The following is a 20,586-nucleotide window of genomic DNA, read 5'->3' as shown; positions in this document are numbered from 1 at the left end:
TCTCACGCAGGAGCCAGGATGCCCGCCACCCGTCTCGCCGCCCGCGCGCTCACGCTCGGCTGCCTCGTCGCGCTGCCGCTCACCGCGCCGCTCCGCGCGCAGGCGCCGGTCACCGTCCGCACCCCCGCCACGCCGCTGGTGGCGCACGACCCGTATCTCAGCCTGTGGAGCCTGACCGACAGGCTCAACGACGCGCCGACGCGGCACTGGACCGGGAGCGAGCAGCAGATCAGCGGCTGGGTCCGCGTCGACGGCAAGGCGCTGCGCTTCATGGGCGGCGGGCGCGGCGACGCGATGACGCAGGTCTCGCGCGAACTCACCCCGACGCGCACCAGCTACGAGTTCGACGGCGGCGGGGTGCGGCTCACCGCCACCTTCCTCTCGCCCGCGCTGCCCGACGACCTCGACCTCGTCTCGCGCCCGGTCACCTATCTGAGCTGGACGGTGCGCTCGACCGACGGGCGCGCGCACGCGGTGCAGGTCTATGTCGACGCCAGCGCGCAGCTCGCGGTCAACGACGACCAGCAGCAGGTGGTATGGGGCAGCAGCCGCGTCGGCGACATGGCGGTGCTGCGCGTCGGCACCAGTTCGCAGCAGGTGCTCCAGAAGGTCGGCGACAACGTGCGGATCGACTGGGGCTGGGCGCAGCTCGCGGTGCCGCAGCAGCCCGGCACCACCACCGCGACGATCGGCGAGGGCGAGCGCGCCGCCTTCCGCGACGGCGCCGCGCCGGTGCCCGACGATCTCGCCATGCCGCGGCTGGCGCACCAGAACCGCCCGTTGCTGGCGGCGCGCTTCGACCTCGGCAGCGTCGGCGCCGAGCCGGTGACGCGGCGCGCGATGCTCGCCTATGACGACATCGACGCGATCGAATATTTCAAGCGCCGCCTCCCCGCTTACTGGCGCCGCGACGGCATGACGATGGCGCAGCTGCTCCAGATCGCCGAGCGCGACGAGCCGGTGCTGCGCGAGCGCGCCGCCGCCTTCGACCGCGAGCTCACCGCCGATCTCGAACAGGCCGGCGGCCGTGCCTATGCCGAGCTGGCGGTGCTGGCCTATCGCCAGACGCTCGCGGCGCACAAACTGGTCGCCGACATCGACGGCACGCCGCTCTATTTCTCCAAGGAGAATTTCAGCAACGGCTGCATCGCGACGGTGGACATCACCTATCCCACCTCGCCCTTCTACCTGCTGCTCAACCCGCGCCTGCTCGAGGCGCAGCTGCGCCCGATCCTCGATTATTCCATGATGCCGCGCTGGCGCTTCCCGTTCGCGCCGCACGACATCGGCACCTATCCACAGGCGAACGGGCAGGTCTATGGCGGCGGCGAGCGCAGCGAGGACGACCAGATGCCGGTCGAGGAGAGCGGCAACATGCTGCTGATGATCGGCGCGCTCGCCAAGGTGCAGGGCAACGCCGATGTCGCCCGGCGCTACTGGCCGCTGCTGACGAAATGGGCCGAGTTCCTCCGCGACAAGGGGCTCGACCCCGACAACCAGCTCAGCACCGACGATTTCGCCGGGCATCTCGCGCACAACACCAACCTGTCGATCAAGGCGATCAGCGCGCTCGACGCTTATGCCGAGCTGGCGCGGCTGCTCGGCCGGAAGCAGGACGCGGCGCGCTATCGCACCATTGCCAGGCAGATGGCGGCGCGCTGGCAGGTGATGGCGCAGGACGGCGATCATACCCGGCTCGCCTTCGACCAGCCCGGCACGTGGAGCCAGAAATACAATCTCGTGTGGGACAAGGTGCTGGGCCGCGGGCTGTTCCCCGCGTCGCTCCGGCGCAGCGAGCTGGCCTTCTACCAGCGCCATCAGGGCAAGTACGGCCTGCCGCTCGACAGCCGCAAGACCTATACCAAGCTCGACTGGATCACGTGGAGCGCGACGCTGGCCGACGACCGCGCCACCTTCGAGCGCCTGGTCGAGCCGCTCCACCGCTACATGCAGGAGACGCCGACGCGGGTGCCGCTGAGCGACTGGTACGAGACCACCGACGGCGCGCAGGTCGGCTTCCAGGCGCGCGCGGTGGTTGGCGGCGTGTACATCAAGATGCTCGACGACCCGGCGCTGTGGCGCAAATGGGCCGCGCGCGCCGTCAAGTGAGCCGGACAGCGAGGAGGACAGACATGGCCCATTCGATCAGCCGCCGCGCGCTGCTCCGCGCCAGCACCGCCAGCGCGGCGCTCGCCGGGGTCGCGACGCTCGCCCCGCTCCACGCCGCACCGAAAGCCGCGCCCAAGACCGCGCCTGCGACCGCACCGCTGACGCAGAACCGCGCCCCGCTCGCGCCGCAGCCGTTCCAGCCGCTGCCGACCGGCGCGATCCGGCCCGCCGGCTGGCTGCGGCGCCAGCTCGAGATCCAGGCGCGCGGCATGGGCGGGCGGCTCGACGAGACCTGGCCCGACGTCGGCGCCAACAGCGGCTGGCTCGGCGGCACCGGCGAGAGCTGGGAGCGCGGCCCCTATTTCCTCGACGGGCTGCTGCCGCTGGCGTGGCAGCTCGACGATCCCGCGCTCAAGGCCAAGGCGCAGCGCTTCGTCGACTGGACGCTGGCGAGCCAGCGCCCCGACGGCATGTTCGGCCCCGCCAGCAACGACGATTGGTGGCCGCGCATGGTGATGCTCAAGGCGCTCACCCAATATCACGAGCTGACCGGCGACCCGCGCGTGCTGCGGCTGATGAGTGCCTATTTCGCGCACCAGCTCGAGGCGCTGCCCGCGCGGCCGCTGAAGAACTGGGGCAAGTTCCGCTGGCAGGACCAGGTCGTCTCGGTGATCTGGCTGTACAATCGCACCGGCGACGCCAAGCTGCTCGACCTCGCCGCGCTGCTCAAGCGGCAGGGCTATGACTGGCAGGGGCTGTTCGCCGATTATCCCTATCGCACCAAGACCAGCAAGCAGGCGATCGGTCTCGACAGGCCCGACGTGCCCGGTGAGGTGCCCGAGGGGTTGAAGGACCCGGCGCTGTCGGTCCATGGCGTCAACAACGCGCAGGCGCTCAAGGTCTCGCCGGTCTGGTCGGTGGTGTCGGGCGACGCGGCGGACCGCGCCGCGCTCCGGCGCCAGCTCGGCGCGCTCGACCGCTATCACGGGCTGCCGATCGGCATCTACTCGGCCGACGAGCATCTCGCCGGGCGCAGCCCGAGCCAGGGCGTGGAACTGTGCGCGATCGTCGAGGCGATGTACTCGCTCGAACAGGCGCTGGCGATCACCGGCGATGCGGCGCTGGCCGACCGGATCGAGCGGCTCGCCTATAACGCGCTGCCCGCCACCTTCACCGACGACATGTGGGCGCACCAGTACGATCAGCAGCCCAATCAGGTGCAATGCGTCCACGGCCCCGGCCCCTGGACCACCAACGGGCCGGAATCGAACATGTTCGGGCTGGAGCCGCATTTCGGCTGCTGCACCGCCAATTTCCATCAGGGCTGGCCCAAGCTGACCACCCATCTGTGGATGGCCTCGGCCGACGGCGGGCTGGCGGCGACGCTCTACGCGCCCTGCACCGTCGCGACGCGGGTGCGCGACGTGCCCGTCACGCTGCGGCAGGAGACCGATTATCCGTTCCGCCACACGGTCGCGATCACGCTCGAGCCCGAGCGGCCGATCGCCTTCCCGCTGCGGCTGCGCGTGCCCGGCTGGGCCGAGCGCGCGACGGTGACCGTCAACGGCCGCGACACGCCGCTCACCGCGACCGACGGCTTCGTCCGGCTGGAGCGCGTCTGGCGGCGCGGCGACCGCGTCACGCTCGCCTTCGCCAGCCGCCCGCGCGCGGTGCGCGGCGCGGACGGCGCCACCAGCTTCGAGGACGGCGCGCTGGTCTTCGCGCTGCCGGTCGAGGAACGCTGGTCGACCCGGCGCCAGCGCGGCCTCACCGCGGACTATGAGGTGCGCCCCGCGAGCGACTGGGCCTATGCGGTCGCGCCCGGCGCCGCGATCGAGCGGGTGGAGCGCGCGGTCGGCCCGGTGCCGTTCTCGCGGCGCAGCCCGGCGGTGGTGCTGTCGACCGCGGCCTATCCGGTCGGCGACTGGCCGATGGTCGACGGCGCCGCCGCCCCGCCCCCCGCCCGCCCGCGCGCGACCGGACCGGGGCGCGCGGTGACGCTGCTGCCCTATGCCGCGCCCAAGCTGCGGATCACCGCCTTTCCGACGCTGCCGCCGGGCACCGCGGGCTAGCGCCCGACACGACCCCGGTTGACCCGTGCTCCTGCGGACGCAGGAGCCCAGAGCCACGAGCGTCACGCCTGCCGAGCCGTGCTCCTTCGTCCGCGGGACCTTTGCGAAACCTTCCGTCATCCCGGACTTGGTCCGGGATGACGGTAGCGGCGGCGCGTTGCGCGGCTTTTGCAAAGGTCTCGCTTTCGCAGGAGCACGGCTCGGCCGAGGTGGACCACACGCCGGCCCTCGCGCGCGTCGGCCGAAGCGGCCGCTGCCACGCGCGACGGGCGCGAATGTTCCCGGCGTAGTGAAATATAAACATTTCTTTCCAGCAGCATCCGGCGGGCGCGTCGCCTCGTAGCTTCGCCCTGCTCACGCGTGAGGACACCGCCTCCTCTCGGGAGCGGAGGGAGATGCCACTCATGAATCACGAAGATCTGGTCATCGACGCGCTCGAGGCGCGTTCGCGACGCCGCCACGATCGCCGCGCCCTGTTCACCGCGGCACTCGGGGTCGCCGCGGTCGGGTCGGCCTTCGCTTACTCGGATCCGGCGCGGGCACAGGCGGCGGTCACCGACGCGGACGTGCTCAACTTCGCGCTCAACCTCGAATACCTCGAGGCGCAATTCTATCTCTACGCGGTCAACGGCACCGGCCTGCCCGCGTCCTTGACCGGCAGCGGCAGCACCGCCGGCGGCACGGTGACCGGCGGCGCCAAGGTCGACTTCTCGGGCGATCCCAACGTCGGCGCCTATGCGCGCGAGATCGCCGCGGACGAGCAGGCGCACGTCAATTTCCTGCGCACCGCGCTGGGCGCTTCCGCGGTGGCGATGCCCAACATCAACATCTCGGGCGCGGCCGACGGTCCGTTCACCGCCGCGGCGCGCGCCGCCGGGGTGGTCGGTGCGTCGGACACGTTCAACCCTTATGCCGACCCGACCAGCTTCCTGCTCGGCGCCTTCATCTTCGAGGACGTCGGCGTCACCGCCTATAAGGGCGCGGCGCCGTTGCTCACCAACAAGACCTTCCTCGAGGCCGCGGCGGGCATCCTCGCGGTCGAGGCCTATCACGCCGCGATCGTGCGCACGACCTTGTACGCCAAGGGCGTGCCCGCGCTGATCCAGGCGACCGAGCAGATCTCCGCCGCGCGCGACGCGCTCGACGGCAGCCCGACCGAGGACCAGGTCCGCGGCATCGCGCCCGACGACGACCAGGGCATCGCGCCGAGCGGCAGCGGGGCGACGCTGACCGCGAACATCGCGCCGCTCAACGCCAACGGCCTCGCCTACAGCCGCACCACCGGCCAGGTGCTCAACATCGTCTATCTCAACGCCGCGACCACGACGATGGGCGGGTTCTTCCCCAACGGCGTCAACGGCAACATCCGATCGACCGCGTGAGCGTGCGGCGGCGCCCCCGCCTCCCCGTCTCTGCCTCTTCACAGGAACCACGCCCATGATCGATCATCGCAACGCCCTCGACCTGCTCGCCGCCGCGGACAATCGCCGCGCGGCGCGGCGCCGCTTCCTCAAGGTGGCGGGCGGCGGCACGCTCGCGCTCGGCAGCGCCAGCCTGTTGTCCGGCTGCTTCGATTCCGAGGAGGACGACGTCCCCGCGCCGACCCCCACCCCGACCCCCACGCCCGCCGCGGTGACCGACAGCGACGTGCTCAACCTCGCGCTCAATCTCGAATATCTCGAGGCGCAATATTATCTGTTCGCGGTCAACGGCACCGGCCTGGCGGCGAGCCAGACCGCGAGCGGCAGCGGCACCGCGGGCGGCACCGTCACCGGCGGCGCCAAGGTCGACTTCTCGGGTGACGCGCTGGTCGGCGCCTATGCCCGCGAGATCGCCGCGGACGAGGCCGCGCACGTCGCCTTCCTGCGCGCCGCGCTCGGCTCGGCCGCGATCGCCATGCCCAACATCAACATCTCGGGCGACGCCAACGGTGCCTTCACCGCGGCGGCGCGCGCGGCCGGCGTGATCGGGTCGAGCGAGAGCTTCAATCCTTACTCCTCGCCCGAGAACTTCCTGCTCGGCGCCTATCTGTTCGAGGACGTCGGCGTCACCGCCTACAAGGGCGCCGCGCCGCTGCTGTCGAGCAAGGTGTTCCTCGAGGCCGCCGCGGGCATCCTCGCGGCCGAGGCCTATCACGCCGGGCTGGTGCGCACCGTCCTCTATGCCAAGGGCATCGCCGCGCCCGCGCTGATCACCGCCACCACCAGGATCTCGGACGCGCGCGACGCGCTCGACCAGGGCAGTGACACCGACCAGGGGCTGGTCGCATCCGGGGGCGGCGCCAATCTCGTCCCCGCCGACGCCGACGCCATCGCCTACAGCCGCAACAGCCGCCAGGTCCACAACATCGTCTACCTCAACGCCACCGGCAGCAACCTCAACGGGGGCGGCTTCTTCCCCAACGGGACCAACAACCCCAATCCGACGCTGCGGGTGGGCCTGCCCTGATGCCGCGCCGGGCGCGCCGCACGGCCGCCGCACGCCGGGGATGACGACGACAGGGGAGGAGGCCAGCGCCTCCTCCCCGCTGATTCACGAGGGAGTGAGACATGAAGGTGATCGGATTGACCGCGGCGGCGCTGCTCGCCGCCCACGCGCTGCCCGCGAGCGCGCAGGAGAGCGACGGCGGCTTCAGCGGCGTCTATGTCGGCGCGGCCGGCGGCTATGACGTCCAGCCCAACGACGGCGGCCGCTCGCGCGTGCTGTTCGACCGCAACCTCGACGGGCAATATGGCGACGTGGTGCGCACCGGCTCGGGCGCGGACGCCTTCGGCCCTGGCTTCTGCGGCGGCCAGGCCAGCAACCAGCTCAGCCCGGCCAACGGCGGCCGCTGCACCAACGACAAGGACGACTGGGCCTATTACGGCCGGGTCGGGTTCGACGCGCAGCGCGGCCGCCTCGTCGTCGGCGTGGTCGGCGAGTTCGGCACCAGCAACATCACCGACGGCGTCAGCGCCTTCTCGAGCACGCCGGCGAGCTACGTCTTCAACCGCGGGATCGACTGGGAGGCGGGCGTGCGCGCGCGCGCCGGCTACACCCCCAACGACACCACCTTGTTCTACGGCACCTTCGGTCCGGGCTATGCGCGGATCGACCGCGCCTTCGGCTCCACCAACACGACCAACACGTTCGAGGGCAGCGGCAAGCGCAACCAGTTCGGCTTCCAGGGGGGCGGCGGCGTCGAGCAGCGGCTCGGCCGGCATTTCTCGATCGGGCTGGAATATATCTACCACCAGTATCGCGACGACGATTACGTCGTCCGCGCGACCGGCCCGGCGGGGACGCCCTTCACCAACGCCAACAACGGCGGCAGCGCGTCGGGCACCGACTTCATCCGCAGCGACGACAAGTTCCGCTGGCACTCGCTGCGCGCCACCGCGGCGTTCCGCTTCTGACCGGGGCGCGCCCGCGCCGTCGCGCGACAGGGGTCGCGGCGGCGCGGGCGCACCGGCGGGTCGTCAGATCTGGGCGAGCCCGCCGTCGGTGAACAGCTCGCTGCCGGTCATGAAGCTGCTGTCGGCGGAGCCGAGGAAGGCGGCCGCCGCGGCGACCTCGGACGGTTCGCCGACATGGCCGATCGGCGTGGTGGCGCCCATCTCGATCATCGCGTCGCGGCCGACCACCTCCGCGGCGAGTTCCGTCAGCGTGGGCCCGGGCGACAGGACGTTGACCCGGACCCCGGTGCCGCGCAGGTCCTGCGCCCAGCTCCGCGCGAGGTTGCGCACCGCCGCCTTGGACGCGCTGTAGATGCTGAACGCCGGCGTGCCCATCACGCCGGTGGTCGATCCGGTGAGGATGATCGACCCGTCGCGGCGCATCAGCGGCAGCGCCTTCTGCACGGTGAAGATCGTTCCCTTGACGTTGACGTCGAACGTCGCCTGATAATGGTCGGGCGTGATCTCGCCGAGCGGCACCAGCGCCCCCGTCCCGGCATTGGCGAACAGGATGTCCAGCCCGCCGCGCTCGGCCTTCACCGTGGCGAACAGCCGGTCGAGGTCGTCATTGTCCGCGACCGATCCCGCCACCGCGCGCGCGTTGCCGCCCAGCGTCGCCAGCGCCGCGTCGAGCTTCTCCTGCCGTCGCCCGAACAGATAGACGAACGCGCCCTCCGCGACGAACCGCTGCGCCGACGCCAGGCCGATGCCCGTCCCGCCGCCGGTGATGATCGCCGTCTTGCCGTCCAACCGCTTCATACATGCCTCCACTTCTTGGTTGCACGCAGCTGGCGACCTGCCTACCTGGGAACAAGTATGCACCTTTTGGTAAGTACCTAGAATGTCGAAGACCGCCGAGAGCGCGACCGCCGAGAGCGCCCCCGCCGCCGTCGCGCCCGCCTTCACCTGCGGGCTCGACGCGACGCTCAAGATCATCTCGGGCAAGTGGAAGCCGCTCATCCTCTATTTCCTGCTGCGCGGGCCGACGCGCTACGGCGAGCTCAAGCGCGCGGTGCGGGACGTGAGCGACAAGGTGCTGATCCAGCAGCTCAAGGAACTGGAAGGCGACGGCGTCCTGCGCCGCAACGACTATCGTGAGGTGCCCCCGCGCGTCGATTACACGCTCACGCCGCTGGGCCGCAGCCTCGCGCAGGCGCTCGAGCCGCTCTGCACCTGGGGCACCCAGAATATGGCGGTGATGCAGCAGATCTTCGCCGAGCGCGACGGCTGGGGCCGCGGCAAGAGCGCGTAGAGGCCGATCCGCCTAGCGTGAACCGTGCTCCTGCGGACGCCGCAGCACCCCGCCGGTTCACAGCAGGAGGATCACAGGCTAGGCGGGCGCCAACCACGGAGGCGGCGATGCGCGTGCTGATGATCGGACTGGGCGACATCGCGCGCAAGGCCTATGTGCCGGTGCTCGCCGCGCGACCCGACATCGAGCTTCACCTGACGTCGCGCGACCCCGTCGTGCTCGCCGAGATCGGCGACGCCTTCCGCCTCGCGCACCGTCACACCAGCGTCGCCGCGGCGCTCGCCGCCGCGCGGTTCGACGCGGCGCTGGTCCACGCCTCCACCGAGGCGCATCCGGCGCTCGTGCGCCTGCTGCTCGAACAGGACATCGCCACCTTCGTCGACAAGCCGCTGGCGGACCAGTTCGACACGGTGGAGGCGCTGGTCGCCCTCGCCGCGCGGCGCGCGACGCCGCTCGTGGTCGGGTTCAACCGTCGCTTCGCGCCCGATTATGTCGCGCTGCGCGGGGTCGGGGCGAGCCTGATCACGCTGGAGAAGCATCGCCACCGCCAGCCCGACACGCCCCGGCGCGTCGTGTTCGACGACTTCATCCATGTCGTCGACACCTTGCTGTCTCTCGCCCCGGCCGCGGTGCGCCGGCGCACGATCGAGACGCATGTGGTCGATGGGCTGCTCCACGCCGTCACGCTGGTGCTGGCGGGCGACGGCTTCACCGCGATCGGGACGATGCACCGGAACAGCGGGCTCGACGAGGAGCGGCTCGACGCGATCGGCGACGGCGCCCGGCGCACCGTGCTGAACCTCGCCGACCGGATCGACGCCAGCGGTGCGCGGACGCTCCGGCGCCGCGGCGACTGGGTCTCGGTCGCGCGCCAGCGCGGCTTCGACACGATGTGCGACCACTTCCTCACCGTCGCGCGCGAGCGCCGCGCCACCGACGCCGCCGCCATCCTCCAGACGCACGCGCTGTGCGAGGCGATCGTGCGCCACGCCGCCGGCTGAGCGACACCCCGCCGCGCGCTCAGCCGTGGCGCGCGACCTGGAAGCCCGCGAACGACTGGCTCACCGGCATCAGCTCGAGCCGGTTGACGTTGAGATGCGGCGGCAGCGTCGCGATCCACAGCACCGTCGCGGCGATATCCGCCGCGGTCATCGGCTCGGCCCCGGCGTAGAGCGTGTCGGAGGCGTCGCGGTCTCCCCCGGTGCGCACCAGCGTGAACTCGGTCTCGACCATCCCCGGGTCGATCGTGCTGACGCGCACCCCGGTGCCGTGGAGATCGGTGCGCAGCATCAGCGAGAGCTGCTGCACGAACGCCTTGGTCCCGCCATAGACGTTGCCGCCGGGATAGGGATAGCTGCCCGCGATCGAGGCGAGATTGATGATCGCCCCCTTGCGCGCGATCAGCCCGGGCAGCAGCCGGTGGGTGATCGCCACCAGCGCGGTGACGTTGGTGTCGATCATCGTCTTCCACTGCGCGAGATCGGCGTGCTGCGCCGGCCCGGTCCCCAGCGCGAGGCCGGCGTTGTTGACGAGCAGGTCGATGCCGCGGAACCGCTCGGGCAGCGCGTCGAGCGCGGCGGCGACCGCGGCCTCGTCGCGCACGTCGAACACCGCGGGGTGGAGCCGCTCCCCCAGCGCGGCGGCGAGCGCGTCGAGCCGCTCGGCGCGGCGCCCGGTCGCGATCACCTGCCAGCCCGCGCCCACCAGCGCGCGCGCGCTCGCCTCGCCGATCCCCGAGGTCGCGCCGGTCACGATCGCGGTCTTCACCCTCATCTTTCCGTCCTCCCGCCGCGCTCCGGCTCCGCGCCGCTGCGACCCGCTCGATTCGCGCCCCTGAATACGGCAGCGGCGGCGCGCGTCCAGCCGCCCGTCCACCGCGCCACGGCGTCGCTTGGCCCGTCGCAGGTCCGTCTGCGCGCGGTTGACTCGTAACTCTACATATGTTGCTATGTTGCATGGTCAGGACGCGACAGCCTTCTTCCCAGATGCGCCGGGTGCTCGACGCGCTCGCGGCGCAGCACGGCGCGTGGCGCCACGGCTATGATCTGCTCAAGGCGACCGGCCTGTCCTCGGGGACGCTATATCCCTTGCTGATGCGGATGAGCGACAAGGGATTGCTCGAGGCGGAATGGCGCGAGCCGGCGCAGCCGGGGCGCCCGCCACGCCACGCCTATCGTCTCTCCGCCGCGGGCGCGGCGCTGGCGCGCGAGCTGGCCGGGCGCGACGCGCCGCGGTCCGGCGCGGCGGCGCTGGCGTGACGCCGCCGCTCGCGCGCGCGGCGATGACGCTCGCGACCTGCTGGCTCGGCGAGGAGCGGCGCGGCTGGGCGGCGGCGATGGCGGCCGAGCTCGAGGCCGCCGCGGACGCGGACGCGGGCGCGGCGCGGCGCTTCGCGTTCGGCTGCCTCGTCGCCGCGGCGCGCGCGCTGCCCGCGCGGGCGCTCGGGCGGCTCGCGCTCGCCAGCCACGCGCTCGCGCTCGGGGTGATGCTGCCGATGGCGACGCTCCAGCTCGGCGGCGCGCTGTTCGGCCCGCCCGGATTGTCCCCCGCCGGCGCCGGGCTGGGCGGCGCGCTCGCCGCCGACGCGACGCGCGCGCTGCTGCTGCGCCCGGTCTATCAGGCCGCGGTGCCCGCGCTCGCGCTGCTCCAGCTGCTCACCGCGCTCGGCCATGTCCGGCTGGCGTGGCGGCTGGTCGCGCACGACTGGGCGGGGGCGTGGCGCGTCGCGCTCCAGGTCGCCGCCGCGTCGGTGACGTTGGTGGTGGTGCTGGGCGCGCTGTTCCTCGACGCGCACGAGGCGCTGGCCCAGGCGGCGGTGGCCGCGGCCGAGCTCGCCGCCATCGCCGCCGCGGCGCAATGGCATGCCGCATCGGTGGCGCCGCGCCCGCCCCCGGGCTGAGGCCCGCCGCCCGCCCACCACGATCCACCGGCTTCGGGCAGGTCGCCCGGAGGAGAGGGACGCCCCGCGCGGGCGCCCGCCCACGCGCGCGCGTCGCGCCATCAGGAGAGATGCCATGTTCGATCGACGGTCGCCCCGGGTCCGCGCGCTGCTCCCCGCCGCGCTGCTGTCAGCGGTCGCGGGCGCGGCAGGGGCCGCCCCTGCGGCATCCGCCCCGCCCGCCGCGGCGCCCGCGGCCGCGGACACGCCGTCGCGCTTCACCGGGCGCTGGGAACTCGACCTGACGCGGCTGCCGCGCGACTATGGCCCGCCGCCGCGCCGCGTGCTCTACACCTTCGCGCGCGCCGACGCGGGGCGCTGGTACGCCGCGGTCGACATCACCGCGCGCGACGGCAGCGTCCGCCACATGGGCGTCACCTACCGCGCCGACGGCACCGCCGGGGTCGGCGAGGGCGACACCAGCGAGGCCGACAGCGCCGCGCTGCTCTCCCCCGCGCCCGACGTGCTGATCGCCAATCTGGCGCGACAGGGCGCGCCCTCCTCGGTGCGCGTCTACACGCTCGACCCTGGCGGCGACGCGATGACCGAGTCCGCCGCGAGCGTGAACGCCCAGGGCGCGCCGTTCGTGCGGCGCTTCCACTTCCGCCGCGTCGGCTGAGCCGGCGCGCACCGGTTTGCGTCGCGACGCCCGTGCGGCTAGGCGCGGGCGCCGGCGCGGACCGGTTCGCGCGCGAGACGGAAGGACGAGCGGCGATGACCGACCCGGAACCCGGCGTGCTGCGCCCGCACGCGCGCGTCCCCTTCCCGCGCTCGATCAGCGACGCCGCGCGCGCCGCGCTCGCGCGCCACGTCGACGCCGACGGGGGCGTGCGCAACGCCGCGCACGTCCTGCCCGACCCGCTCGACCATGACGGCTGGCGCCGGCTCCAGCAGGCCGCCAGCGCCGGCTATGCCGCCGCGGTGGCGCAGCTCGCGGGCGAGGCGCAGGCGGCGGTGGAGACGGTGACGCTGGGCGACACCGTGATCCATCGCGCCACCCCGGCGCAGGGCGGCGACGCGCGCCGCGCCTATCTCGATTTCCACGGCGGCGCGCTGGTGTTCGGCGGGGGCGAGGCGTGCCGCGCGGGGGCGCGCATGCTCGCCGCGCAGCATCGCCTGCGCTGCTATGCGGTGGACTATCGCACCCCGCCCGATCACCCCTATCCGGCCGCGGTCGAGGACGGGGTCGCGGCCTATCGCCACGCGCTGGCGCACCACCGCGCCGCGGACATCGTCGTCGGCGGGCGCTCCGCCGGGGGCAATATCGCGGTGGCCACTCTGCTGCGCGTGCGCGACGCGGGGCTGCCGATGCCCGCCGGGCTGGTGCTGCTGTCGCCGCAGGTCGACCTGACCGAGACGGGCGACAGTTTCGCCACCAACCGGCTGGTCGACGTGGTGCTGCCGGGGTCGCTGATGCCCAGCCATCTGCTCTACGCCGCGGGCGCGGACCTCGCCGATCCCGGCCTGTCGCCTTTGTTCGCCGCGCTCGACGGGCTGCCCGCGACCTTGCTCCAGAGCGGGACGCGCGACCTGTTCCTGTCGAACACGGTGCGGATGCACCGCGCGCTGCGCCGCGCCGGCGTCGCCGCCGAGCTCCACGTGTTCGAGGCGATGCCGCACGGCGGCTTCGGCGGCGACACCCCCGAGGACGACGAGCTGCGCGACGAGGTCAGCCGCTTCGTCCGTTCGTGCTGGCGCGACGACTGACGCGCGCGCTCAGCGGCGGCACTCGCGGCGATCGGGGTTGCGGTCGCAGCGCTGGCGCCGCGCGCGCTCGGCCATGATCTGGCCGTCCTTGGCGATCTGCGAGGTCAGCGCCATCTCCTCCAGCGTGCGGCGCTGCTTGTCGTCGCGGCGGCGCTGCTGCTCCAGCATGCAATCGGCGTAGCCGCGCGTGCCGTAGCGGTTGCCGAAGCCGGCGCAGGTGCGCGCGTCCTCGCGCTGCTGGCGGCGCTGCGCCTGCGCGGGCGGGGTCGCGGTGACGGCCAGCGCGGCGAGCGCGAGCAGCAGCGCGCGCGACGGGGTGGGGGCGATCGGGATCATCGTGGCGGTTCCTTTCGAGCGGCACCGGCGCGGTGCCCGCCCCCGCCAAGACCAGCCCGAGGTTGCGCGAAGATGGTGCGCGCATCGCCCGCCCCGCGCGCGCCGGAACCTCCGCCGCGACGGATCGATTCTCCGCCACCATGGTACAACCTCCGGCGACCCGCGCCGTGCCCCCCGCCCCGCCGCGGCGCCGGCTCGCCAAGCCCGCGCGGCGGCGCCAGCTCCTCGAGGTGGCGCGGGCGATCGTCCGCGACGAGGGCGCGGACCGGCTGACGCTCGGCCATCTGGCGGCGCGCGCGGGCGTGTCCAAGCCGGTCGCCTACGATCATTTCGCGACCCGCTCGGGCCTGCTGATCGCGCTCTACCGCATGATCGACACCGACCGCGTGCTCGCCTTCCGCGACGCGATGCGCGCGGGCGGCCACGATCGCGACGCCACCGTCGCGCTGCTCGCCGAGGCCTATATCGACTGCGCCGCGGAGACCGGGGGCGAGTTCCAGGCGGTCGGCGCCGCGCTGGCGGGGAGCGAGGAGAAAGCCGCGGTGTTCGAGGAGTTGCTCGACCAATGCGTCGCGATGTTCGTCGACGTGCTCGCGCCGCACGCCGGGGGCGAGGCGGCGGCGCTGGCGCGGCGCTGCGTCGGGCTGGTCGGCGCGGGCGAGGCGCTGGCGGCGGCGCTCCGCCGCGGCCGCGTCGACCGCGCGGGGGCGATCGCCGCGCTCGCGGCGCTGGTCGACGGCGCGCTGGCGCCGCGCGACCGCGCTCAGGCGTAGCGGCCGAGATACAGCATCGCGATGCCGTAGCTGTCGATCGCGGCATGCGCGAGGATCAGCGCCCACAGGTTGCGCCCGCTGCGGAACCACGCCCAGCCGAGCAGCATCCCGAACAGGCCGGTGGAGAGCATCCCCGGCGCGCCCTGGATGTAATGAGCCGCGCCGAACAGCGCGCCCGCCGCGACGATCGCGCCGCGCCGCGCCGCGGTGCCGGGGCCGAGCAGCGCGACCAGCTGGTGGAGCAGGAAGCCGCGGAACAGCACTTCCTCGCCGATCGCCGCGCTGGTCAGCGCATAGCCGAGCAGCCGCAGCGCGGCATCGGCATTGCCCGCCAGCGCGCCATAGCCGCTATAATCGATCGGCGTGCCGAACAGCCGCGCCACCGCGGGCTGGACCAGCTCGCCCGAGATTAGCCCGGCGAGGAACAGCCCCGCCGCCCAGCCGAGCGTCGCGCGCCAGCCGTGGCGCCCGAGCCCGAGCGGCGCGAGCGTGCCCGCCTCGACCCGCGTCCACACCAGCGCCGCGCCGGCGAGTACCAGCACGCGCCACGGGATCGGCACCGGCGCGAACAGCAGCACCAGCAGCGCCACCAGCACGGCGCAGCGCACGGGGGCGCGGGTCAGCAGCGTCATGCGCGCGCCGGGATCCGCGCGATCACCTTGATCTCGAAGTCGAAGCCCGCGAGCCAGGTGACCCCCACCGCGGTCCAGTTGGGATAAGGCGGCGCGGCGAACAGCTCGGCCTTGACCGCCATCACGGTCGCGAACTGGCGCTCGGGGTCGGTGTGGAAGCTGGTGACGTCGACGATATCGTCGAGCCCGCAGCCCCCCGCGCGCAGCGTCGCGGCCAGGTTGGCGAAGGCGAGGCGGACCTGCGCGGCGAACTCGGGCTCGGGCGTGCCGTCGGGGCGGCTGCCGACCTGGCCCGAGACGAACAGCAGGTCGCCCGACCGGATCGCGGCCGAATAGGTCTGGGCGGTGTAGAGATCATGCCGGCCCTCGGGGAAGATGGCGTCACGCTGGGTCATGGTCGTTCCTCTCGTCTCGACGGGTCAGCCGCGCCGCGGCCGCTTGAAGAAATAATGGAACACGAAATGCGCGGGCGACACCACCGCGACCAGCTCCCACCCTTCCGCGCCGACGCGCGCGAGGTCGTCCGCGGCCATGGTCTCCTCGACCAGCAGATAGTCCCAGGGCATCATGTCATCTCCTCGCGTCACGGGGGTGGCGCGCGCCGCCGGCGCGCTCGCGGTGGCACCCAGCAGCCCGATCACGACACGGCGCCGCGCCGGGCGGTACGGGATCGGGCGATCGGGGCCGGGCATGACCGCTCCCACAGCAGCCGGAGATTGCGCGAACATGGCATCGGCGGCGCGCGGGCGCGGTTCAGCGCGCGGGCAGGGTCACGCGCACGATCGTCCCGCCGCCCGCCGCGCCGATGATCGCGACCTGGCCGGCGTGGCGCTCCACCACCTGCTGGACGAGGTGGAGCCCCAGCCCGGTGCCGGTGGCGCGGGGGCGCAGCCGGTGGAACGGCTCGAACACGCGCTCGCGCTCGGCCTCGGGGATGCCCGGCCCGTCGTCCTCCACCTCGAAGCCCGCCCCCGTCACGCGCAGCACGATGCCGCGCCCGCCATGGTCGATCGCGTTCTGGATCAGGTTGACGACGATCCGCGCCAGCGCGCCCGCGTCGCCGCGCACCGGGCGCGGCGCCTCCACCACCAGCTCGATCGTCCGCCCCGCCGCGATCAGCAGCGGCGCGAGATCGGCCGCGACCTGGCGCAGCAGCACGGGCAGATCGATCGCCTCGTCGGTGCCGGCGACGTCGAGCCGCTGCAGGTCGAGCAGTTGCTCCGCCAGATTGGCCAGCCGGTTGACGTCACCGAGCAGCCGCCGCGTCGCCGGCTCCTCCGCCGCCTCGACCTTGACGCGCAGGATCGCGATCGGGGTGCGCAGCTCGTGCGCGGCCGAGGCGATGAAGCGGCGCTGGCGCTCATAGCCCTCGTCGAGCCGGCGCAGCGCGTCGTTGACCGCGCGCACCAGCGGCGCGATCTCCGACGGGACATGGTCCTCGCTCAGCCGCCAGCCGCGGCGCGCGGGATCGATCCGCTCCGCCTCGGCGGCGATGCGGCGCACGCCCGCGAGCGACTGGTTGACGATCCACGGCGTGACGATGAACGACACCAGCGCGAGCAGCACGAAGATCGGCGCGATCACGACGTTGGAGGCGAGCAGGACGATCAGCGTCAGCCCGGTCAGCTTGCCGTGCGCGAGGATGGTCAGCGTCCCCGCCGGCCCGGTCTCGCGCCGGATCACCGCGGACAGGCGATAGGGCGGCGAGCGGTCGCGCAGATGCGCGTAGGAGACGTGCTGGAGCGCGCCGGTGAGCGAGGCGTAGGAGGGCGGCACCGTGCCATAGCTGACGCGATGCCCGGTCGCGTCCTCGGCGGCGAACCACAGGTCGGGCGTGGCGGCGCGCAGCTCGGCCAGCTCGGGCGTGTCGCGCAGCGCGAGCCCGCCGTCGGCGCGGCGCACGACCGCCTGCGCGATCACCGGGGTGATCGACTCGTCGGTGTAGAGCCCGCCCACGTCCGAGCGCACCGCCAGCGCCATGATCGCGGTGCAGCACACCACCAGCACCAGCAGCTGGAACAGCAGCGGCCGCAGGATCAGCGGGCGCTTGAGCGAGGGCTGGCGCCGCGTCACGCGCGCGCTTTGAGCAGATAGCCGACGCCGCGGATCGCGTGGATGTCGACCCCCGCGCCCGCCTCGGCCAGCTTGCGGCGCAGCCGCGACACGTGCGAGTCGAGCGTGTTCGACTGGATCTCGTCGTCGAAGCCGTAGACCGCCTGTTCGAGCGCCTCGCGCAGCACGGTGCGCCCGCGCCGCTTCGCCAACGCGGCGAGCACGCGCAGCTCGCGCCGCGCCAGGCCGAGCCGCTCGCCCGCGACGCTGGCCTCGTCGTTGGTGGGATCGAACACGAGCGCGCCGACCTGGATCGTCGCCACCTCCAGCTCGGCGGGGCGGCGGCGCACCGCGCGGATCCGCGCGAGCAGCTCGTCGACAGCGAAGGGCTTGGCGAGATAATCGTCCGCGCCCTCGTCGAGCCCGGCGACGCGGTCGACGATCTCGCCGCGCGCGCTGAGCACGATCACCGCCAGCCCCGGCCGCGCCGCGCGCAGCGCCGGCAGCAGCGACAGGCCGTCGCCGTCGGGCAGGGTCCGGTCGAGCAGCACCAGGTCATAGCCGCCCGACAGCGCCGCCTCGCGCGCGAGATCGAGCCGCTCGACGTGATCGACGACGAAGCGGTCGCGCTCGAGCACCTCGCGCAGCGCGCCCGCGAAGCCGGCCTCGTCCTCCACCAGCAGCAGTTTCATGCGCGCGACCTCCGACATGGCGCAACGCGCGGCGGCGTCGCGGGGTGCGCCCTGGTGCGGCAGCGAGATTGCGCGAGGCTGGCGTGCGGCGGCGACGCGCGCGCGCGCCGCACACGCTCACAGCCGCCAGCGCACCGTCCCGCCGATCGTGCGCGGGTCGCTCGGGGCGCCGAGGATCAGCCCCGAATTGCCCGCCTGCACCGTCACGTTCTGGATGTAATCGGCGTCGAACAGGTTGCGCGCCCAGACGATCAGCTCGAGCCCGTCGGCGAAGCGATAGCCGAGGTTGGCGTTGGTCAGGTTATAGCCGCGGATATAGGTGTAGCGCGACAGGCCGGGATCGCCATTGTAGCCGCTGCGCGACGCGGTATCGACGTGGAGCGTCAGCGCGCCGCGGCCGATCGCGCGGACATAGTCGAGCCCCGCGGTGAGCGCGAGGCGCGGCAGCGCGGCGAGCCGGCGGCCGGTCAGGCTGCACCGCGTGGTCGCCGCGGTCTGTACCTCGAGCGGGCACGGGCCGGCGGGATAGTCGCTGTACGCGCCCTCGGCATAGGCCGCGCCGGCGCGCGCGCTCAGCCCGGGCAGGATCAGCGCGGTGACGTCGGCCTCGATCCCCTTCACCGTCACCTCGGGGATGTTCGACAGATAGCCGCGCAGCTGCACCGTCTGGGTCAGCGAATTCTCCACCACCGTCGCCTGGAAGTCGCGCACCTTGGTGTAGAAGGCGTCGAGATTGAGGATCAATCGCCGGTCGAACAGCGTGTTCTTGACCCCGACCTCGTAGGTCTCGTTGCGCTCGGGCCGCACCACCGCGGTGGCGAGCACCGGCCGGTTGTCATTGTCGAGCGGCAGGCCCGACATGTTGATCCCGCCCGACTTGAAGCCGCGCGCGTAGCTCGCATAGGCCAGAATCTGCTCGGTCACCTGCCAGGCGAGATTGCCGCGGCCCGAGAGGCTGCCGTCGCTGTCGTGCGCCTGATAGCGCTGCGGTCGCAGCACGCCGAGCCGCGCGTTGATCAGCGCGGTGCTGGTGGTCGCCGGCCCACCCGAGACCGTGGTGGCGTAAGAACCGTCCTTCTCCTCCTGCGTGTAGCGCAGCCCCAGCGTGGCGGTGACCGCGGGGATGATGCGATAATTGACCTCGCCGAAGGCGGCGTAGCTGCGGCTGCGGAAGTCGGTGCGCCCGTCCTGGCCATAGCCGTCGAGCAGGTCGGCCGGCACCGGCGTGTTGTTGGCGCCGGTGGTGGTGCCGATCAGGTAGCGCGCCGCGGCGGGGCCGTAGATGCTGATCGGGCGCCCGGTGAGCCGCTGGCGAAAGCCGTAGAGCCCGACGACATAGGACAAGCGGCGGTCGCCGTTCGAGGCGAGCCGCAGCTCCTGGCTATATTGGTCCTGGCGCGAGGGGATGTGCTGTGAGAGCTGCACCGGCAGGCCGGTATAGTCGCGGTCGTTCTCCGCGTCCCAGTTCCAGAAGCGCCACGCGCTGACCGAGGTCAGCGTGGCGAAGCCGAGGTTCCAGTCGGTGATCGCGCTGACGCCGCCCTCGTTGGTATCGACGCCGAGCGGGCCGTCGATGTCGGTCCTGCGGTCATAGGGGTTGGTGCTCGCGGGGGCATAGCCGAACTGCGCGGCGAGGCCGCCGGGGCCGCCGAACTGGCGGTTCGCGGCGCGCAGGCTCGTCCCCGTGCGCAGATAGACCTGCCCGCAGCAATAGGCCTGGAAGTTGGTGACGTCGGCGATCAGGCGCAGCTGGATCGTGTCGTCGGGCTTGAACATCAGCTGCCCGCGCACCGCCTGCGTGCCGAGCGTGTTGGTGTCGCGCCCGGTCCGCACATTGGCGATCACGCCGTCGCGGCGCGTCGCCACGCCGGAGATCCGATAGGCGATGCTGTCGGTGATCGGGCCGGAGACCCAGCCCTTGGCCTGGGCGAAGTTGAACTCGCCGTACGACAGCTCGGCGAGCCCCTCGCGCGTGAAGCTCGGCGCGCGCGTGGTGATGTTGAGCGCGCCGGCGGTGGTGTTCTTGCCGAACAGCGTGCCCTGCGGCCCGCGCAGCTCCTCGACCTGTTCGATGTCGGCGAAGTCGAACGCGGCGGTGGCGGGGCGGGCGTGATAAACCTGATCGACGTAGAAGCCGACGCCGGGCTCCAGCCCGTCATTGGCCTGGCTGACCGCGACGACGCTGGAGCCGAGCCCGCGGATCGTGAAGGCGGTGTTGCGCGGGTTGGCCGAGCTGTAGTTCAGCGTCGGGATCAGCGTCGTCAGCCCCTGGGTGTTGACCGTATAGCTCTGGTCGAGCAGCGCGCCGCCCACCACCGACAGCGCCGCGGGGACGCGCTGCGCCTCCTCCGCGCGCCGCCGCGCGGTGACGGTGACGGCGGCGAGCGCCTCGGCCGCGTCCTCCCGCTCGTTCGTCGCGGCGGCGTCAGCGGGGGCGGCGGGTTCGGCGGGGGCGGCGCTCCGGGCGTACGCGGGCGCGCACAGCGGCACCACCGCGGCGGCGCAGAGCAGGACGATCAGGCGCGACGACATCGATGTTCCCCCTTCGACGGCGGGGTGTCGCCCCGCACTATGTCCGGGCGTATATCG

At 72.9% G+C, this 20,586-nt stretch carries 21 protein-coding genes; 12 read left to right on the top strand and 9 right to left on the bottom strand.

All coding sequences use genetic code 11. The features are described 5' to 3' along the window. Nucleotides 1-18: 18 nt before the first annotated feature. The 5 genes from EV292_RS18855 (at nucleotide 19) to EV292_RS18835 (ending at nucleotide 7,576) form a co-directional block, all read left to right on the top strand. Nucleotides 19-2,109: a glutaminase family protein gene (locus EV292_RS18855; protein WP_132910810.1), complete on the top strand. Its 2,091-nt coding sequence runs from the start codon at nucleotides 19-21 to the stop codon at nucleotides 2,107-2,109. 23 nt (nucleotides 2,110-2,132) lie between these two features. Further along, nucleotides 2,133-4,181, top strand: a complete 2,049-nt coding sequence (locus EV292_RS18850; RefSeq protein WP_132910809.1) for a beta-L-arabinofuranosidase domain-containing protein — start codon at nucleotides 2,133-2,135, stop codon at nucleotides 4,179-4,181. Between the two features lie 404 nt (nucleotides 4,182-4,585). Continuing rightward, on the top strand, nucleotides 4,586-5,563 hold the full coding sequence (locus tag EV292_RS18845) for a ferritin-like domain-containing protein (protein ID WP_132910808.1): 978 nt from the start codon (nucleotides 4,586-4,588) through the stop codon (nucleotides 5,561-5,563). 55 nt (nucleotides 5,564-5,618) lie between these two features. Then, entirely contained in the window at nucleotides 5,619-6,629 is a 1,011-nt protein-coding gene (locus tag EV292_RS18840; RefSeq protein ID WP_132910807.1) for a ferritin-like domain-containing protein, read from the top strand. 101 nt (nucleotides 6,630-6,730) lie between these two features. Then, on the top strand, nucleotides 6,731-7,576 hold the full coding sequence (locus tag EV292_RS18835; RefSeq protein WP_132910806.1) for an outer membrane beta-barrel protein: 846 nt from the start codon (nucleotides 6,731-6,733) through the stop codon (nucleotides 7,574-7,576). Nucleotides 7,577-7,639: 63 nt separating this feature from the next. Here EV292_RS18835 and EV292_RS18830 read toward each other — a convergent pair whose 3' ends face one another. Further along, nucleotides 7,640-8,374 carry an SDR family oxidoreductase gene (locus EV292_RS18830; protein ID WP_132910805.1) on the bottom strand — a complete coding sequence of 245 codons (735 nt, stop codon included), beginning with the start codon at nucleotides 8,372-8,374 and terminating at the stop codon, nucleotides 7,640-7,642. Between the two features lie 82 nt (nucleotides 8,375-8,456). Between EV292_RS18830 and EV292_RS18825 the strand changes: the two genes are divergently transcribed. Beyond that, on the top strand, nucleotides 8,457-8,867 hold the full coding sequence (locus EV292_RS18825) for a helix-turn-helix domain-containing protein (protein WP_132910804.1): 411 nt from the start codon (nucleotides 8,457-8,459) through the stop codon (nucleotides 8,865-8,867). A 107-nt stretch (nucleotides 8,868-8,974) separates the two neighbouring features. Beyond that, a complete protein-coding gene (locus EV292_RS18820) occupies nucleotides 8,975-9,868 on the top strand; it encodes a Gfo/Idh/MocA family oxidoreductase (RefSeq protein ID WP_132910803.1) in 894 nt (297 codons plus the stop codon). 19 nt (nucleotides 9,869-9,887) lie between these two features. Here the strand turns inward: EV292_RS18820 and EV292_RS18815 are convergent, their stop codons facing one another. Next, nucleotides 9,888-10,640 (bottom strand): SDR family NAD(P)-dependent oxidoreductase, encoded by a 753-nt coding sequence (locus tag EV292_RS18815; RefSeq protein WP_132910802.1) that lies wholly within the window; start codon nucleotides 10,638-10,640, stop codon nucleotides 9,888-9,890. Nucleotides 10,641-10,852: 212 nt separating this feature from the next. Between EV292_RS18815 and EV292_RS18810 the strand changes: the two genes are divergently transcribed. The 4 genes from EV292_RS18810 to EV292_RS18795 all read left to right on the top strand — a co-directional run bounded on the left by EV292_RS18810 (nucleotide 10,853) and on the right by EV292_RS18795 (nucleotide 13,512). Continuing rightward, on the top strand, nucleotides 10,853-11,125 hold the full coding sequence (locus EV292_RS18810) for a PadR family transcriptional regulator (protein ID WP_132910801.1): 273 nt from the start codon (nucleotides 10,853-10,855) through the stop codon (nucleotides 11,123-11,125). After that, a complete protein-coding gene (locus EV292_RS18805; protein ID WP_132910800.1) occupies nucleotides 11,122-11,766 on the top strand; it encodes a hypothetical protein in 645 nt (214 codons plus the stop codon). Before EV292_RS18810 ends, EV292_RS18805 begins: the two co-directional genes overlap by 4 nt. Before the next feature lie 115 nt (nucleotides 11,767-11,881). Continuing rightward, nucleotides 11,882-12,424 (top strand): hypothetical protein, encoded by a 543-nt coding sequence (locus EV292_RS18800; RefSeq protein ID WP_243693858.1) that lies wholly within the window; start codon nucleotides 11,882-11,884, stop codon nucleotides 12,422-12,424. Between the two features lie 95 nt (nucleotides 12,425-12,519). Beyond that, complete coding sequence (locus tag EV292_RS18795; RefSeq protein WP_132910799.1) at nucleotides 12,520-13,512, top strand: alpha/beta hydrolase; 993 nt, start codon at nucleotides 12,520-12,522, stop codon at nucleotides 13,510-13,512. Nucleotides 13,513-13,521: 9 nt separating this feature from the next. Here EV292_RS18795 and EV292_RS18790 read toward each other — a convergent pair whose 3' ends face one another. Further along, the gene (locus EV292_RS18790) at nucleotides 13,522-13,848 is read right to left on the bottom strand and encodes a hypothetical protein (RefSeq protein ID WP_132910798.1); all 327 of its coding nucleotides are present in this window, start codon (nucleotides 13,846-13,848) and stop codon (nucleotides 13,522-13,524) included. A 167-nt stretch (nucleotides 13,849-14,015) separates the two neighbouring features. Here EV292_RS18790 and EV292_RS18785 point away from each other — a divergent pair, with 167 nt between their 5' ends. Beyond that, nucleotides 14,016-14,621 carry a TetR/AcrR family transcriptional regulator gene (locus EV292_RS18785; protein WP_207913484.1) on the top strand — a complete coding sequence of 202 codons (606 nt, stop codon included), beginning with the start codon at nucleotides 14,016-14,018 and terminating at the stop codon, nucleotides 14,619-14,621. On the opposite strand, the gene EV292_RS18780 is transcribed toward EV292_RS18785, so the two are convergent. From EV292_RS18780 to EV292_RS18755, 6 genes are all read right to left on the bottom strand, one after another. After that, nucleotides 14,612-15,253, bottom strand: coding sequence for a CPBP family intramembrane glutamic endopeptidase (locus tag EV292_RS18780; RefSeq protein WP_132910796.1), 642 nt, complete (start codon nucleotides 15,251-15,253; stop codon nucleotides 14,612-14,614). The genes EV292_RS18785 and EV292_RS18780 overlap by 10 nt on opposite strands. Further along, nucleotides 15,250-15,648 carry a RidA family protein gene (locus EV292_RS18775; RefSeq protein ID WP_132910795.1) on the bottom strand — a complete coding sequence of 133 codons (399 nt, stop codon included), beginning with the start codon at nucleotides 15,646-15,648 and terminating at the stop codon, nucleotides 15,250-15,252. The genes EV292_RS18780 and EV292_RS18775 overlap by 4 nt, the downstream gene beginning before the upstream one ends. A 24-nt stretch (nucleotides 15,649-15,672) precedes the next feature. Next, on the bottom strand, nucleotides 15,673-15,945 hold the full coding sequence (locus EV292_RS18770; RefSeq protein WP_132910794.1) for a hypothetical protein: 273 nt from the start codon (nucleotides 15,943-15,945) through the stop codon (nucleotides 15,673-15,675). 61 nt (nucleotides 15,946-16,006) lie between these two features. Then, nucleotides 16,007-17,326: a HAMP domain-containing sensor histidine kinase gene (locus tag EV292_RS18765; protein ID WP_207913483.1), complete on the bottom strand. Its 1,320-nt coding sequence runs from the start codon at nucleotides 17,324-17,326 to the stop codon at nucleotides 16,007-16,009. Then, nucleotides 17,323-17,997: a response regulator transcription factor gene (locus EV292_RS18760; RefSeq protein WP_132910793.1), complete on the bottom strand. Its 675-nt coding sequence runs from the start codon at nucleotides 17,995-17,997 to the stop codon at nucleotides 17,323-17,325. The genes EV292_RS18765 and EV292_RS18760 overlap by 4 nt, the downstream gene beginning before the upstream one ends. A gap of 117 nt (nucleotides 17,998-18,114) precedes the next feature. Continuing rightward, nucleotides 18,115-20,529 carry a TonB-dependent receptor gene (locus EV292_RS18755; RefSeq protein ID WP_132910792.1) on the bottom strand — a complete coding sequence of 805 codons (2,415 nt, stop codon included), beginning with the start codon at nucleotides 20,527-20,529 and terminating at the stop codon, nucleotides 18,115-18,117. Nucleotides 20,530-20,586: the final 57 nt, after the last annotated feature.

Source organism: Sphingomonas sp. BK235 (assembly GCF_004345855.1).
GTDB lineage: Bacteria > Pseudomonadota > Alphaproteobacteria > Sphingomonadales > Sphingomonadaceae > Sphingomonas.
The sequence above is the reverse complement of the archived record's forward strand: the minus strand, read 5'-3'. Positions and strand labels throughout refer to the sequence as shown.

What these genes read in the sequence shown, in the direction of transcription:
- EV292_RS18810 (WP_132910801.1), top strand. Translation starts at nt 10,853, where the DNA reads ATGCGCCGGGTGCTCGACGCGCTCGCGGCGCAGCACGGCGCGTGGCGC.
- EV292_RS18795 (WP_132910799.1), top strand. Translation starts at nt 12,520, where the DNA reads ATGACCGACCCGGAACCCGGCGTGCTGCGCCCGCACGCGCGCGTCCCC.
- EV292_RS18855 (WP_132910810.1), top strand. Translation starts at nt 19, where the DNA reads ATGCCCGCCACCCGTCTCGCCGCCCGCGCGCTCACGCTCGGCTGCCTC.
- EV292_RS18835 (WP_132910806.1), top strand. Translation starts at nt 6,731, where the DNA reads ATGAAGGTGATCGGATTGACCGCGGCGGCGCTGCTCGCCGCCCACGCG.
- EV292_RS18755 (WP_132910792.1), bottom strand. Translation starts at nt 20,529, where the DNA reads ATGTCGTCGCGCCTGATCGTCCTGCTCTGCGCCGCCGCGGTGGTGCCG.
- EV292_RS18850 (WP_132910809.1), top strand. Translation starts at nt 2,133, where the DNA reads ATGGCCCATTCGATCAGCCGCCGCGCGCTGCTCCGCGCCAGCACCGCC.
- EV292_RS18830 (WP_132910805.1), bottom strand. Translation starts at nt 8,374, where the DNA reads ATGAAGCGGTTGGACGGCAAGACGGCGATCATCACCGGCGGCGGGACG.
- EV292_RS18770 (WP_132910794.1), bottom strand. Translation starts at nt 15,945, where the DNA reads ATGCCCGGCCCCGATCGCCCGATCCCGTACCGCCCGGCGCGGCGCCGT.
- EV292_RS18760 (WP_132910793.1), bottom strand. Translation starts at nt 17,997, where the DNA reads ATGAAACTGCTGCTGGTGGAGGACGAGGCCGGCTTCGCGGGCGCGCTG.
- EV292_RS18800 (WP_243693858.1), top strand. Translation starts at nt 11,882, where the DNA reads ATGTTCGATCGACGGTCGCCCCGGGTCCGCGCGCTGCTCCCCGCCGCG.
- EV292_RS18815 (WP_132910802.1), bottom strand. Translation starts at nt 10,640, where the DNA reads ATGAGGGTGAAGACCGCGATCGTGACCGGCGCGACCTCGGGGATCGGC.
- EV292_RS18845 (WP_132910808.1), top strand. Translation starts at nt 4,586, where the DNA reads ATGAATCACGAAGATCTGGTCATCGACGCGCTCGAGGCGCGTTCGCGA.
- EV292_RS18780 (WP_132910796.1), bottom strand. Translation starts at nt 15,253, where the DNA reads ATGACGCTGCTGACCCGCGCCCCCGTGCGCTGCGCCGTGCTGGTGGCG.
- EV292_RS18820 (WP_132910803.1), top strand. Translation starts at nt 8,975, where the DNA reads ATGCGCGTGCTGATGATCGGACTGGGCGACATCGCGCGCAAGGCCTAT.
- EV292_RS18775 (WP_132910795.1), bottom strand. Translation starts at nt 15,648, where the DNA reads ATGACCCAGCGTGACGCCATCTTCCCCGAGGGCCGGCATGATCTCTAC.
- EV292_RS18790 (WP_132910798.1), bottom strand. Translation starts at nt 13,848, where the DNA reads ATGATCCCGATCGCCCCCACCCCGTCGCGCGCGCTGCTGCTCGCGCTC.
- EV292_RS18840 (WP_132910807.1), top strand. Translation starts at nt 5,619, where the DNA reads ATGATCGATCATCGCAACGCCCTCGACCTGCTCGCCGCCGCGGACAAT.
- EV292_RS18825 (WP_132910804.1), top strand. Translation starts at nt 8,457, where the DNA reads ATGTCGAAGACCGCCGAGAGCGCGACCGCCGAGAGCGCCCCCGCCGCC.